Here is a 14261-nt window from a genome sequence, read left to right on the forward strand (position 1 = left end):
GGCACTCTTACCATGAGAGTGACAAACCGGATCGGTGCCAGTTGAGGTCCGAGCGCCGGCGAGAAAGGGTTCGCCGGTCACGCAGGACCGTCCGTCGCGGGCAACCCACCGAACCGGATCCACAACTCTAAGCGTGAGGAATCGCAGGAGTTATGCCCAAGCTGATTGCTTTCAACGAGGAGGCCCGGCGCGGCCTCGAGCGTGGCATGAACACGCTCGCCGACGCCGTCAAGGTCACCCTCGGTCCCAAGGGCCGCAACGTCGTCCTGGAGAAGAAGTGGGGCGCCCCCACGATCACCAACGACGGTGTGAGCATCGCCAAGGAGATCGAGCTCGAGGACCCCTACGAGAAGATCGGTGCCGAGCTCGTCAAGGAGGTCGCCAAGAAGACGGACGACGTCGCTGGCGACGGCACCACCACCGCCACCGTGCTCGCCCAGGCGATGGTCCGCGAGGGCCTGCGCAACGTGGCCGCCGGTGCGAACCCGATGGGTCTCAAGCGCGGCATCGAGGCCGCCGTCGCCGCCGTGTCCGAGCAGCTGCTCGGCATGGCCAAGGACGTCGAGACGCGCGAGCAGATCGCCGCCACCGCCACCATCTCCGCCGGTGGCGACACCACCGTCGGTGACGCCATCGCCGAGGCGATGGACAAGGTCGGCAAGGAGGGCGTCATCACGGTCGAGGAGTCGAACACGTTCGGCATCGACCTGGAGCTCACCGAGGGCATGCGGTTCGACAAGGGCTACATCTCGGCCTACTTCGTCACCGACCCCGAGCGCATGGAGACGGTCCTGGAGGACCCCTACATCCTCGTGGCGAACTCGAAGGTCTCGAACGTCAAGGACCTGCTGCCGCTCCTCGAGAAGGTCATGCAGTCCGGCAAGCCGCTGCTGATCATCGCCGAGGACGTCGACGGCGAGGCCCTCTCGACCCTGGTGGTCAACAAGATCCGCGGCACCTTCAAGTCCGTGGCCGTCAAGGCTCCGGGCTTCGGTGACCGCCGCAAGGCCATGCTGCAGGACATCGCGATCCTGACCGGTGGCCAGGTCATCTCGGAGGAGGTGGGCCTCAAGCTCGAGACCACCGGCATCGAGCTGCTCGGCCAGGCCCGCAAGGTCGTCATCACCAAGGACGAGACCACCATCGTCGAGGGTGCCGGCGACGCGGCCCAGATCGAGGGCCGGGTCAACCAGATCCGCGCCGAGATCGAGAAGTCGGACTCCGACTACGACCGCGAGAAGCTCCAGGAGCGCCTCGCCAAGCTGGCCGGCGGCGTGGCCGTCATCAAGGTCGGCGCGGCCACCGAGGTCGAGCTCAAGGAGCGCAAGCACCGCATCGAGGACGCCGTTCGCAACGCGAAGGCGGCCGTCGAGGAGGGCATCGTCGCCGGCGGCGGCGTCGCCCTGGTGCAGGCTGCGGCCACCGCGTTCGACAAGCTGGACCTGGTGGGCGACGAGGCCACCGGTGCCAACATCGTCCGCGTGGCCACCTCGGCCCCGCTGAAGCAGATCGCCATCAACGCCGGCCTCGAGGGCGGAGTCGTGGCGGAGAAGGTCGCGAACCTTACCGCGGGTCACGGCCTCAACGCCGCCAACGGCGAGTACGTCGACATGATCGCCGAGGGCATCATCGACCCGGCGAAGGTCACCCGCTCGGCGCTGCAGAACGCCGCGTCGATCGCCGCGCTGTTCCTCACCACCGAGGCCGTCGTGGCCGACAAGCCGGAGAAGGCGGCGCCCATGGGCGGCGACCCGACCGGCGGCATGGGCGGCATGGACTTCTGATCGACAGCTGCCCGCGACGAAGTCGCGGGCAGCGTGGTCGATCAGGTCGAGTAGCGTCGGCACGACCGGAGCGAAGCGACGGACGTGCGACGCGTACCGAGACCGGGATCCAGGTTCCGCAAGGACGCCGCACCACGCACCACAGCACCAGCAGGAAGGCCCCGATCCCCACGAGGGACCGGGGCCTTCCCGCATTTGAGAGGCTGGCCCCCGGGGTACCCGGACCGGGCCGGACCACCAGCGAGAGGAACGACGTGGACCACGAGGTGCGCCGGGCCGAGTTCGAGGAGCTCGCCCGGGGGCTGGTCGAGCCGCTGCGGCGGTTCCTGTTGCGTCGTACCGACCCGGCGACCGCCGACGACGTCCTGGCCGACACCCTCCTGGTCTGTTGGCGCCGGGCCGACCAGATCCCGTCCGAGGCCCTGCCGTGGGCCTACGGCGTGGCCCGCAACTGCCTGGCCAACGCCGAGCGCGGCGAGCGTCGCCAGCGCCGCCTGGCGGCGAGGGTCGCCAGCGCCGGGGTGCCCGACGTCGTGCCGGACCCGGCCGAGGGGTCGGGCGACGAGGCCGTGACCGCGGCGCTCGCGGCGCTGCGCCCGCCCGACGCGGAGCTCCTGCGCCTGTGGGCCTGGGAGCAGCTGGGGCCAGGCGAGATCGCCACCGTCCTCGGCATCACCCCCAACGCCGCCAGCATCCGGTTGCACCGGGCCCGGCAGAAATTGGCCGACGAGCTGCGAAAGGTCGACGGGCGTGCCGGACATGAGGAGTCGAGAGAGGGGAGAAGGCCATGACCGACACGCACGACTTCGACCGTGACGACGAGCTGCGCGCGCGCCTGCGCGCCGCGGACCCGGCTGCCTCCCTCGGCCCGGCCGACCCCGAGCGGGTCGCCCGACTCCTGGAGGACACCATGAGCCACGACACCGAGACGCAGGTCCCCGAGCGCCGCACGGGCACCCGCGGACGCAATCCGCTCACCTGGCTGGTCGCCGCCGCGGCGGTGCTGGTCATCGGGGGCGTCGGAATCTTCACGCTGACCGGCTCGCCCGACGACGACTCGGCGCCGCCGGTCGCCGAGAACGGCACGGGCAGCAGCGACGGCGCCGAGCCGGTGATCGTCAGCCTCCGCGCGCCCACCGGGGCGAGCGGGCGGTGCATGGTGCCCAACGCCGAGGTCCTGGCCCAGCAGCAGGTCGCCTTCGCCGGCACGGTCGACGAGATCAGCGACGGCACCGTGGTGCTGACGCCCACCACGACGTACGCCGGTGACGAGGCCGACCGGGTCGAGGTGGTGCAGCCGTCGGAGGAGATGACCCAGCTGATCGGCGCGGTCGACTTCCAGGTGGGCGAGACCTACCTGGTCTCGGCCACCGACGGCCAGGTCACGGTCTGCGGCTTCAGCGGCCCGGCGACGCCGGAGCTCGAGCAGCTCTACACGGACGCCTTCGGCGGGTGAGCACGCCCGCGGTCCACGGCCTGCTGCTGGCCGCGGGGGCCGGAACCCGGATGGGCCGGCCCAAGGCGCTGGTCGTCGACACCTCCGACGACGGAGCGGGTGAGCCCTGGCTCGCCCGCTCCGTCGACGTGCTGCACGCTGGCGGCTGCGCCGAGGTGACCGTGGTCCTGGGGGCCGTGGTCGACGAGGCCGTGGCCCTGCTCGACGGGCGCGGCGCCGATGTCGTGGTCGCCCACGACTGGGCCGAAGGCATGTCCTCCTCGCTCCGCGCGGGGCTGACCTCGCTGAGCGGGTCGGTCGACGCGGCCCTGGTGCACCTGGTCGACCTGCCCGACGTCACGGCCGACGTGGTCGCCCGGGTGCTCGCGTCCGCCACCGGGCCGACCACGCTCGCGCGGGCGTCGTACGACGGGGTCCCGGGCCACCCGGTCCTCCTCGGTCGCGACCACTGGGCCCGGGTCGTCGCGACGGCGACCGGCGACCACGGTGCGCGCGACCACCTCCGCGCCCACGACGTGTCCCTGGTGGAGTGCGGCGACCTGGCGACCGGCCGGGACATCGACTACGCCTGAGGGCGCCGGATCCGTACCGGACCGCGTGCCGTGGTCACGTCGACCACCTGGCCCTGCTGGGTGACCTCCACCCGCCCGGACGCCGCCAGCCGGGCGGCGGCGTCGCGCACCGGCTGCATGAGCGGGCGCCAGTCGTCGGGGTCCACGTCGCGGGCGACGTCGCTCGGGCAGATCGACGCGTCGGCGGCGCGGGCGTCGAGCAGGGCCAGGATCCGCTGCTCCAGTTCGGTCACGTCAGTAGCCTTTCCCCATGGAGGGTGAGCTGCACACCGCGGCCGAGGTCGCGGCGCGCCTGGCGGCGACCGGCTACCTCTGCGACGACGACCTGGCGACCGTGGCCTTCCTGGCCCTGCGGATGGAGCGGCCGCTGCTGCTCGAGGGGGAGCCCGGCACCGGCAAGACCGCGCTGGCCGAGGCGCTGGCCGAGAGCCTGGGCCTGCCACTGGTGCGGCTGCAGTGCTACGAGGGCATCGACGCGAGCCAGGCTCTCTACGACTGGGACTTCCCGCGCCAGATCCTGCACCTGCGCGCGCTGGAGGCGGCCGGTGGAGCCGACGTCGAGGAGGCGGAGAAGAGCCTGTACGACGAGCGCTTCCTGCTCGCCCGCCCCGTGCTGGCCGCGCTGCAGCAGGCGCCCGCGGTGCTGCTGGTCGACGAGGTCGACCGGGCCGACGACGAGTTCGAGGCGTTCCTGCTGGAGGTGCTCGCGACCTACCAGGTGACCATCCCCGAGCTCGGGACCGTCCGCGCCGCGACCCCGCCCTACGTCGTGCTGACGAGCAACCGCACGCGCGAGCTGCACGACGCGCTGAAGCGGCGCTGCCTCTACCACTGGATCGACCACCCGGACCTGGAGCGCGAGGTCCAGATCGTGCGGTCCCGCGCACCCGAGGTGTCGGCGGCCCTGGCCGCGCAGGTGGTCGGCGTCGTCCAGCGGCTGCGAGACGGCGGTGAGCTGGTGAAGCCGCCCGGGGTGGCCGAGACCCTCGACTGGGCCCGGGCCCTGCACCACCTCGGCACGGTCGAGCTCGACCTCGCGACGGCCGCGCGGACGCTCGGGGCGCTGGTGAAGTACCGCGAGGACGCCGACCGGGTCCGCGGCGCGCTGGAGCGGATGCTGGCATGAGCGCTCCCGGCACGAGCCACGAGGCCGACGAGGTGCTGCTCGGCTTCGCCCGGGCGCTGCGGGCGGCGGGCGTGCCGGTGACCCCCGACCGCTCGCGCGGCTTCCTGGAGGCGGTCGCGCTGGTGGGGATCGACGACCGGCGGGCGACGTACGCCGCCGGCCGGGCGACGCTGTGCAGCGGCCCCGACGACCTCGAGCGGTACGACGCCGTCTTCGCCGCCTGGTTCGGTGCGCGCGACGGCCTCCCGCGACCGCGTCCGCCGCAGCCGGTCACCCCCGTGGCGACCGACCTGCCGGAGACCGACGGCGACGGGACGGGCGGACCAGGTGAGGACGCCGAGGTCGTCCGGGCGCGGGCCAGCGAGGTGGAGGTGCTGCGGCACCGCGACGTGGCCACCCTGTCGCCCGCCGAGCGGCAGCGCCTGACGGCGCTGTTCTCGACGCTGCGGCCGCGGGTGCCGTTCCGTCGTACCCCGCGGCACCGGCCGTGGCACCGCGGCGACGTGGACGCCTCCCGCACCCTGCGCGCCAGCCTGCGGCGGATGGGTGAGCCGGCCGAGATCGCTCGCCGCCGCCGCGGCCGCAAGCCGCGCCGGATGGTGCTGCTGGTCGACGTGTCCGGCTCGATGAGCGGGTACGCCGACGCGTTGCTCCGGCTCGCGCACCGCTTCACCCAGGCCGCGCCCGCGTCGGTCGAGACGTTCACGCTCGGCACCCGGCTCACCCACGTCACCCGCGCCCTGCGGCTCCGCGACCCCGAGCGCGCGCTGGTCGCCGCCGGCCGGACGGTTCCGGACTGGTCCGGCGGCACCCGCCTCGGCGAGACGCTGCGCTCGTTCCTCGACCGCTGGGGCCAGCGGGGGACGGCCCGCGGTGCGGTGGTCATCGTGTTCAGCGACGGCTGGGAGCGGGGCGACACCGCCGAGCTGACCGCCCAGGTGGCTCGGCTGCACCGGGTCGCGCACCGGGTCGTGTGGGTCAACCCGCACCGCGGCAAGGTCGGCTACGAGCCGGTCCAGCGGGGCATCCTCGCCGTGCTGCCGCACGTCGACGACTTCGTCGCGGGTCACTCGCTCGCCACCTACGCCGAGCTGGTGGAGGTGGTCGCCCGTGCGTGACGTGCTGCCCGAGCTGCTGGCGTGGTGGGAGGCCGGCGAGACCGTCGGGGTGGCGACCGTGGTCGCGACCTTCCGGTCCGCCCCGCGCCCGCCCGGCGCCTCGATGCTGGTCGGCCCCGACGGGACCGCGGTCGGATCGGTCTCCGGCGGCTGCGTCGAGGGCGCGGTCTACGAGCTCTCCGGGTCGGTCGTCGAGGAGGGCGTCCCCGTCCTCGAGCGGTACGGCGTCTCCGACGACGACGCGTTCGCGGTCGGGCTCACCTGCGGCGGGATCCTCGACGTCTACGTCGAGCAGGTCTCGCGCGCGACCTTCCCGGAGCTCGGCGAGATCGCGGCCGACGTCGCCGCCGGTCGGCCGGTGGCGCTGGCCACGGTCGTCGAGCACCCCGACCCGGCCTGGCTCGGGCGGCGGCTCGTCGTACGGCCGGAGACGGAGGGGGTCGGGAGCCTCGGCTCGCCGCGGGCCGACGCGGCCGTCGCCGACGACGCGCTCGGACTGCTGGCGGCGGGCACGAACGCCACGCTGACCTACGGCCCGGACGGCGAGCGGCGCGGGGAGGGGATGCGGGTGTTCGTCTGGGCGTTCGCGCCCCAGCCGCGGATGCTGGTCTTCGGCGCGATCGACTTCGCGGCGGCGGTGGCCCGGGTCGGCAGCTTCCTCGGCTACCGGGTCACGGTCTGCGACGCGCGGCCGGTCTTCGCCACGGCGAGCCGGTTCCCCGACGCCGACGAGGTGGTCGTCGACTGGCCGCACCGCTACCTCGCCGCGCAGGCCGAGGCCGGCGCGATCGACCCGCGGACCGTGGTGACCGTGCTGACCCACGACCCGAAGTTCGACGTACCGCTCCTCGAGGTGGCGCTCCGGCTGCCCGAGATCGCCTACGTCGGGGCGATGGGCTCCCGTCGTACGCACGAGGACCGGACGGCCCGGCTGAAGGAGGCCGGCCTCACCGACGACGAGCTGGCCCGGCTGGCCAGCCCGATCGGACTCGACCTCGGCGCCCGCACGCCGGAGGAGACGGCGGTCAGCATTGCCGCCGAGATCATCGCCGGCCGCTGGGGTGGCTCCGGCGAGCCGCTCGCGCACACCCAGGGACGGATCCACCGGGAAGGACCTCTCGCATGAGACGTACGGCGGCCGCCGCCCTGCTCCTGCTCGCCCCGCTGGTGGCGTGCAGCGACGACGACTCCTCGGACGCCCCGGCCGCGACGCCGTCCGCGTCCACGACCCCGACGCAGGAGGCGAGCGCGTCCGCCGCGCCCACCCCCACGGAGCCGGCCGAGCCGGCCGAGCCCGCCGAGACCCTGCCGCCGGTGACCAGCCGGACCTCGCTGCCGCAGCTGATGCGCGAGGAGTTCCGGGGCAGCCGGATCCGGTTCACCGAGCTGGAGGGCGAGACGTCGTCGTACACGCGACACCGGGTGGTCTACCGCAGCGGCGACGTGCGGGTCAGCGGGGTGCTGCTCCGGCCGAAGGGCGAGGGGCCGTTCCCGGGGATCGTGCTCAACCACGGCTACATCGACCCCGACGTCTACGTCACCGGCCAGGGCCTGGCCCGCGAGCAGGACTGGCTGGCCAACGCGGGCTTCGTGGTCCTGCACACCGACTACCGCGGCCACGCCGGCTCGGACCCGGCGACCGCGCTGGACCGGGAGAGCCGGATCGGCTACACCCGCGACGCCCTGAACGCCGTCGCGTCGCTCAAGCGCGAGCCCTACGTCGACGCCGACAAGATGGCCATGCTCGGCCGGTCGATGGGAGGCGGGATCACGCTCAACGCGCTGGTCGCCCAGCCCGGCATCGTCGACGCGGCCGTGGTCTACGCCAGCGTGAGCTCGCGCTACCTCGACAACCTGCGCCACTTCACGGCGGTCAGCCGGCCCGACGCGGTCGACGCGGTCTACGAGCGGTTCGGCACGCCGCAGGAGGTGCCCGAGGTCTACCGCGGCCTCTCCTCGCGCACCTACTTCGACCGGATCACCGAGCCGGTGCTGATGCACCACGGCACCGACGACGAGCAGTGCCCGTTCCCGTGGGCGCGGACCACCCAGCGGCTGCTCACCGAGGCCGGCGTCGAGAGCCGGCTCGAGGTGTACGACGGCGAGCAGCACGCGTTCGTCCCGGAGTGGCAGGCCTCCATCGAGGAGACGGTGCGCTTCCTGAAGCGCCGGCTCGACGTGTAGACGTCGGGTGACGCCCATCACCCTCCCGGCTACAGTGCGAGCACCGACCCGGGGGAGACGCGATGGACGCTCGCGAGCTGCGCACGAGGCGGCACCACGCCGTCGAGGCCTGGAGCACGTTCGTCGAGCACGGCGACGACGCCGAGCCGCTCGTCCGGCCGGAGATCCTGAGCAGCTGGGCCCGGTCCGAGGCGACCGTCTCGCCCGACGTCACCGAGGCGCCGCTGGCCGACGAGTCCGAGACCGCCTCGATCTGGCGGGGCTCGCCGCTGCAGGTGGCGGTCGAGAGCGTCGAGTCCGAGCTGCGCCGTACCGCTGAGGACGGCGACCTGGTCGTCGCCGTGACCGATCCGCAGACCCGGATCCTGTGGACGTACGGCGGCCGGGTGATGCGGCGCAAGGCCGAGACGGTCAACTTCGTCGCCGGCGGCCGCTGGGACGACGGGTCGGTCGGCACCAACGCCCTTGACCTGGCCACCCGGCTCGATGCCCCGGCGATGGTCTTCAGCGCCGAGCACTACGCCTCGATCGTGCACAACTGGGTCTGCTGGGCGGCCCCGGTCCACGACCCGGTGACGGGGGTCGAGCTCGGCGTCCTCGACCTGTCGACCACCTGGGACCGCACCCACCCGATCGGGCTCGCCACCGCACGGGTGATGGCCCGGCTGATCGAGTCGGCCCTGCCCCGCTCGACCGCCGGGACGGCCGGTGCCGACGACACCCACGACCCGGGCCTGGTGATGACGCTCCTCGGCACGGCCGAGACCCGCCTCGACGGCCAGCGGCTGCTGCTCAACCGGCGCCAGACGGAGATCCTGGCCCTGCTCGCCATGCACCCCCAAGGGCTCTCGCTGGAGCAGCTGCACGCCCTCGTGTACGGCGACCAGCCGGTCACCTTCTCCACGCTCAAGGCCGAGGTCTCGCACCTGCGCTCCGCGCTCGGCGGCCAGCTCTCCTCCCGGCCCTACCGGCTGCTGATGCCGGTCGCGACCGACGTCGACCACGTGCTCGGGCTGCTGCGCCGCGGGCACGTCGCGGCCGCGGTCGAGGCGTACGGCGGCGACCTGCTCCCCGGCACCGACAGCCCCGCGCTCGGCGAGCTCGCCGAGTACGTCGCCGTCGCCCTGCGCGAGGCGCTGCTCGCCGACCCGCAGCCCGACGCCGTGGTCCGCTACAGCGAGCTCGCGCCGTACGACGTCGAGGTGCTGGAGGTCTGCCTCCGCTCGCTCAGCGGGGGAGTGGGCGGGCGCGCGCACCCCGCCGTACCCCTGCTGAAGGGGCGGCTCGCGGTCGCGCGGCGCTGACCGCGCCGCCCCCGGTGGTGGTTGAGGAGGTCGTGCAACGACCGTCTCGAAACCTCCGCAGGCCGACGACGGCGCCAGGCTGCGGGGTTTTCGAGACAGGACTTCGTCCTTCCTCAACCACCGGTGGAGCTCAACCAACGGCTGGCCAACCACGGCTCCCTAGCGTGACCTGCACCACACATGCAAGGGAGTCCTCATGACCCGGATCAGCCTCACCGTCGACGGTGCGAAGGTCGCCGACGACGTCGAACCCCGGATGCTGCTGGTGCAGTACCTCCGCGAGCGGCTCGGCAAGACCGGCACCGTGATCGGCTGCGACACCAGCAACTGCGGCGCGTGCACGGTGCACCTCGACGGCACCAGCGTGAAGTCGTGCAACGTGCTGGCCGTCCAGGCGGACGGGTCGGAGGTGACGACCATCGAGGGGCTGGCGGCGACGACGGGCAACGGCGAGCTGCACCCCGTGCAGGAGGCGTTCCGCGAGTGCCACGGCCTGCAGTGCGGCTTCTGCACGCCCGGGATGATCATGCAGAGCGTCGACCTGCTGAAGGAGAACCCGCACCCCTCCGAGGAGGAGATCCGGCTCGGGCTCGAGGGCAACCTGTGCCGCTGCACGGGCTATCACAACATCGTGCGAGCGGTGCAGCACGCGGCGGGGGCCGAGGCATGACCGCCGTCCAGGACGCGCCCGAGGTCGCCAAGGAGATCGGCCGCGACCGGCGCCGCAAGGAGGACCAGCGGCTGATCACCGGCCGGACCCGCTGGACCGACAACATCACCCTGCCGGGGATGCTGCACCTGGCCATGGTGCGCAGCCCGTTCGCCCACGCGACCATCACCAGCATCGACACGAGCGCCGCGAAGGCCGCGACCAACGTCGTCGACGTCGTCACCGGGGAGGACCTGGGCGAGGCGCAGGGCGTGCTCATCAACGCCTGGCCGATCACCCCCGACCAGAAGACGCCGACGCACCTGCCGGTGGCGACCGGCCGGGTCGCGTTCGCCGGGGAGATCGTCGCGGTCGTCGTCGCCCGGACCGCCGCCGAGGCGCGCGACGCGGCCGAGCTCGTCGACGTCGAGTACGACGTGCTCCCGGCCGCCCTCGACCTGCGGGAGTCGGCGGAGGACACCGTCCTGGCGCACCCCGACCTCGGCACCAACAAGTCGGCGCTGTGGGTCTTCGACTCGAACGAGGCCGGGACGGGCGGCGACGTGGAGGCCGCGATCGCGGAGGCCCGCGTCGACGGCATCGTCCTGGAGCGGGAGTACCGCCAGCAGCGGCTGATCCCCGCCTTCATGGAGCCGCGCTCGACGGTGGTCGACCCGACCGGCGAGCAGCTGACCGTCTGGTCGGCGACCCAGATCCCGCACATCCTCCGCTTCGCGCTGGCCGCGACGACCGGCATCCCGGAGTCCAAGCTGCGGGTGATCGCACCCGACGTCGGCGGGGGCTTCGGCGGCAAGCTGCAGACCACCCCCGAGGAGTGGATCACCGTCGCGGTGGCCCGCCGGGTGGGCCGCCCGGTGAAGTACACCGAGACCCGCAGCGAGTCGCTGATGGCCGCCCACCACGGCCGCGACCAGTGGCAGAAGCTGACCCTGGCGGCCGACAGGGAGGGCAACGTCAAGGCCCTCAAGGTCGACCTGCTGGCCGACCTCGGCGCCTACGTGTCGCTCGTCGGCGGCGGCGTCCCGGTGCTCGGCGCCTTCATGTTCAACGCGATCTACAAGTTCCCCGCCTACCGCTTCGCCGTCCAGACCGTGCTCACCAACAAGACCTGGACCGACGCCTACCGCGGCGCCGGCCGCCCGGAGGCGACGTTCGCCATCGAGCGGCTGATGGACGAGCTGGCCGCCGAGCTGGGCGTGGACCCGCTCGAGGTCCGGGAGCGGAACTGGATCAAGCACGAGGAGTTCCCGTTCACCACGGTCGCCGGCCTGGAGTACGACTCCGGCAACTACGAGGCGGCCACCGCCCGGGCCAAGGAGATGTTCGGGTACGACGAGCTGCGCGCCGAGCAGCGGCGCCGCCGCGACTCCGGCGACCCGGTCCAGCTCGGCATCGGCGTCTCGACGTTCACCGAGATGTGCGGCCTCGCGCCGTCGCGGGTGCTCGGCTCGCTCGACTACGGCGCGGGCGGCTGGGAGCACGCGAGCGTGCGGATGCTGGCCACCGGCACGGTCGAGGTGGTCACCGGCGCGAGCGCGCACGGGCAGGGCCACGAGACGGCGTTCAGCCAGATCGTCGCCGACCGGCTCGGCGTCCCCTTCGAGGACGTCGAGGTGCTGCACGGCGACACCCAGGTCGCCCACAAGGGGTTGGACACCTACGGCTCCCGGTCGCTGGTCGTGGGCGGCGAGGCGCTGGTCAAGGCCACCGACAAGGTCGTCGAGAAGGCGAAGGTGGTCGCCGCCCACCTGCTCGAGGCGTCGGCCGACGACCTGGAGTTCGGCGGCGGCCGGTTCACGGTCCGCGGCACCGACCAGGGCATGGCGATCCAGGAGATCGCCTCCGCGGTCTTCGCCGCCCACGACCTGCCGGACGGGATGGAGCCGTCGCTCGACAGCGACGCGACGTACGACCCGGTGAACTTCAACTACCCGCACGGCACCCACCTGTGCGCGATGGAGGTCGACACCGAGACCGGCGCGCTGACGATGCGGAAGTACGTCTGCGTCGACGACATCGGCAACGTCATCAACCCGCTGATCGTGGCTGGCCAGGTGCACGGGGGCCTGGTGCAGGGCATCGCCCAGGCGCTCTGGGAGGAGGCCGTGTACGACGAGTCCGGCACCCTGGTCAGCGGCTCGTTCGTCGACTACCTGCTGCCGACCGCGGCCGACACGATCAGCTTCGAGGTCGACCACACGACGACCCCGTCGCTGACCAACACGCTCGGCACCAAGGGTGTGGGCGAGGCCGGCACGATCGCCTCGACCCCGGCCGTGGTCAACGCGGTCGTCGACGCGCTGCGACCGCTCGGGGTCACCGACGTCCAGATGCCCTGCACGCCCGAGCGGGTGTGGAAGGCGATCAACGGCGACGGCGCCTCGGGCGGCCCCGCCACGGAGGCCGCGGCGATGCCGCACTTCGATCCCGCCGAACCCGGCGCCGACAGCACGGAAGGAGACGCCCGATGATCCCCGCCGCATTCGACTACGTCGCGCCCACCTCGGTCGAGGACGCGCTCGCCGCCCTGGCCCAGCACGGTGACGACGCCAAGATCATCGCCGGCGGTCAGAGCCTGCTGCCGGTGCTGCGGATGCGCCTCAACGCGCCCGAGATGGTCATCGACCTCGGTCGGATCGAGTCGCTGCGCGGGGTGCGCGACGACGGCGACGCGATCGTGGTCGGCGCGATGACCCCGCACTCCGTCGTCGGCTCGGACCCGCTGGTGGCCCAGCACGCCGCGCTGGTGGCCAAGGCCGTCGAGCACCTGGCCGACGCCCAGGTCCGGCACCGCGGGACCTTCGGCGGCGCGCTCGCGCACGCCGACCCCGCCGGGGACCTCGGAGCGCCCGCGCTCGCGCTCGGGGCCGAGTTCGTGGTGGCCGGCCCGGGGGGCAGCCGCACCGTGGCCGCCGACGACTTCTTCGTCGATCTCTTCGAGACGGCGATCGGCGAGGACGAGATCCTCACCGAGGTGCGACTGCCCAAGCGGACCGCCTGGGGCGCGCACTACGAGAAGTTCGTGCGGGTCGCCCACCAGTGGCCGATCGTGGCGGTCGCGGCGACCGTGCGGGTCGAGGGAGGCGTGATCGCGGAGGCCCGGATCGGACTCACCAACATGGGCTCGACGCCGCTGCGGGCGCGGGCGGTCGAGGAGGCGCTGGCGGGACAGCCGGCGACCGAGGACGCCGTACGGGCCGCCGCCGAGCACGCGACCGAGGGCACGAACCCGCCCTCGGACCTCAACGGGGACGCCGACTACCGGCGGCACCTCGCGCGGGTCCTCACCCGGCGGGCGATCCTGGCGGCCGCGTCCTGATGGACCTCCAGCACCGCTTCACCGTCCCCACCTCGGTCGACGAGACCTGGGCGCACTTCAACGACATCGCCTCGGTCGCGGAGTGCTTCCCGGGCGCCACGGTCACCTCGGTCGAGCCCGACACCTTCGCCGGCTCGGTGAAGGTCAAGCTCGGCCCGATCGCGCTCGTCTACTCCGGCTCCGGCCGGTTCGTCGAGAAGGACGAGGCGGCGCACCGGTTCGTCGTGGAGGCGAAGGGCAAGGACAAGCGCGGCAACGGCACGGCGGGCGCGACGGTCACGCTGTCGATGGCGCCCGGACCGGCCGGCACCGACGTCGAGGTGCTCACCGACCTCGCCATCACCGGCAAGCCGGCCCAGTTCGGGCGCGGCGTGATGCAGGACGTCTCGGACAAGCTGCTCGGCCAGTTCGTGACCTGTCTCGAGCAGCGGCTCTCGAGCACGCCGGACCCGGCGGTCGGCGGTGAGTCCGCCACCGAACCGGCCCCCGGTCCGGTGGCCAGCTCACCGCCGCCCCCGAGCAGCGGTGACCCCGCCACCGGCTCCGCGGCCGGATCGGTGGACAGGTCACCGCCGCCGCGGGCCCACGCCGCGGACTCGGTCGACCTGGGGGCGGCCGTCGTACCGGTGCTGCTGAGGACGTACGGCGGCCCGCTGGCGGCCGGTCTGCTCGGGCTGCTGGTCGGCTGGCTGCTCGGTCGCCGGGGGCGCTGAGCCCCGGCGCGGCGG

Annotated in this window: 14 protein-coding genes; 13 read left to right on the plus strand and 1 reads right to left on the minus strand. The window is 73.2% G+C overall.

Annotation, left to right across the window (positions count from 1 at the left end):
• The first annotated feature begins 152 nt into the window (after positions 1-152).
• The 4 genes from groL to V7S47_RS01010 all read left to right on the plus strand — a co-directional run bounded on the left by groL (position 153) and on the right by V7S47_RS01010 (position 3812).
• The gene (gene groL / locus V7S47_RS00995; RefSeq protein WP_090849563.1) at positions 153-1784 is read left to right on the plus strand and encodes a chaperonin GroEL; all 1632 of its coding nucleotides are present in this window, start codon (positions 153-155) and stop codon (positions 1782-1784) included.
• Positions 1785-2038: 254 nt separating this feature from the next.
• Positions 2039-2575: an RNA polymerase sigma factor gene (locus V7S47_RS01000; RefSeq protein WP_336559874.1), complete on the plus strand. Its 537-nt coding sequence runs from the start codon at positions 2039-2041 to the stop codon at positions 2573-2575.
• A complete protein-coding gene (locus tag V7S47_RS01005; protein ID WP_336559875.1) occupies positions 2572-3240 on the plus strand; it encodes a hypothetical protein in 669 nt (222 codons plus the stop codon). The genes V7S47_RS01000 and V7S47_RS01005 overlap by 4 nt, the downstream gene beginning before the upstream one ends.
• A complete protein-coding gene (locus V7S47_RS01010) occupies positions 3237-3812 on the plus strand; it encodes a nucleotidyltransferase family protein (protein ID WP_336559876.1) in 576 nt (191 codons plus the stop codon). The genes V7S47_RS01005 and V7S47_RS01010 overlap by 4 nt, the downstream gene beginning before the upstream one ends.
• Here the strand turns inward: V7S47_RS01010 and V7S47_RS01015 are convergent.
• The gene (locus tag V7S47_RS01015) at positions 3803-4045 is read right to left on the minus strand and encodes a DUF3253 domain-containing protein (protein ID WP_336559877.1); all 243 of its coding nucleotides are present in this window, start codon (positions 4043-4045) and stop codon (positions 3803-3805) included. The genes V7S47_RS01010 and V7S47_RS01015 overlap by 10 nt on opposite strands.
• Before the next feature lie 17 nt (positions 4046-4062).
• Here V7S47_RS01015 and V7S47_RS01020 point away from each other — a divergent pair, with 17 nt between their 5' ends.
• The 9 genes from V7S47_RS01020 to V7S47_RS01060 all read left to right on the plus strand — a co-directional run bounded on the left by V7S47_RS01020 (position 4063) and on the right by V7S47_RS01060 (position 14246).
• Positions 4063-4938 carry an AAA family ATPase gene (locus tag V7S47_RS01020; protein ID WP_336559878.1) on the plus strand — a complete coding sequence of 292 codons (876 nt, stop codon included), beginning with the start codon at positions 4063-4065 and terminating at the stop codon, positions 4936-4938.
• Positions 4935-6056 carry a vWA domain-containing protein gene (locus tag V7S47_RS01025; protein WP_336559879.1) on the plus strand — a complete coding sequence of 374 codons (1122 nt, stop codon included), beginning with the start codon at positions 4935-4937 and terminating at the stop codon, positions 6054-6056. Before V7S47_RS01020 ends, V7S47_RS01025 begins: the two co-directional genes overlap by 4 nt.
• On the plus strand, positions 6049-7182 hold the full coding sequence (locus tag V7S47_RS01030) for an XdhC/CoxI family protein (RefSeq protein ID WP_336559880.1): 1134 nt from the start codon (positions 6049-6051) through the stop codon (positions 7180-7182). The genes V7S47_RS01025 and V7S47_RS01030 overlap by 8 nt, the downstream gene beginning before the upstream one ends.
• Positions 7179-8240: an alpha/beta hydrolase family protein gene (locus tag V7S47_RS01035; protein WP_336559881.1), complete on the plus strand. Its 1062-nt coding sequence runs from the start codon at positions 7179-7181 to the stop codon at positions 8238-8240. The genes V7S47_RS01030 and V7S47_RS01035 overlap by 4 nt, the downstream gene beginning before the upstream one ends.
• 62 nt (positions 8241-8302) lie before the next feature.
• Entirely contained in the window at positions 8303-9544 is a 1242-nt protein-coding gene (locus V7S47_RS01040; protein WP_336559882.1) for a transcriptional regulator, read from the plus strand.
• Positions 9545-9740: 196 nt separating this feature from the next.
• Positions 9741-10214: a (2Fe-2S)-binding protein gene (locus tag V7S47_RS01045; protein ID WP_090849580.1), complete on the plus strand. Its 474-nt coding sequence runs from the start codon at positions 9741-9743 to the stop codon at positions 10212-10214.
• Positions 10211-12685 (plus strand): xanthine dehydrogenase family protein molybdopterin-binding subunit, encoded by a 2475-nt coding sequence (locus V7S47_RS01050; RefSeq protein ID WP_336559883.1) that lies wholly within the window; start codon positions 10211-10213, stop codon positions 12683-12685. The genes V7S47_RS01045 and V7S47_RS01050 overlap by 4 nt, the downstream gene beginning before the upstream one ends.
• Positions 12682-13533 (plus strand): FAD binding domain-containing protein, encoded by an 852-nt coding sequence (locus V7S47_RS01055; RefSeq protein ID WP_336559884.1) that lies wholly within the window; start codon positions 12682-12684, stop codon positions 13531-13533. The genes V7S47_RS01050 and V7S47_RS01055 overlap by 4 nt, the downstream gene beginning before the upstream one ends.
• Positions 13533-14246: an SRPBCC family protein gene (locus tag V7S47_RS01060; protein ID WP_336559885.1), complete on the plus strand. Its 714-nt coding sequence runs from the start codon at positions 13533-13535 to the stop codon at positions 14244-14246. The genes V7S47_RS01055 and V7S47_RS01060 overlap by 1 nt, the downstream gene beginning before the upstream one ends.
• The last annotated feature ends 15 nt before the right edge of the window (positions 14247-14261 follow it).

Origin of the sequence: Nocardioides sp. CCNWLW216 (assembly GCF_037120545.1) — a bacterium.
GTDB lineage: Bacteria > Actinomycetota > Actinomycetes > Propionibacteriales > Nocardioidaceae > Nocardioides > Nocardioides lianchengensis.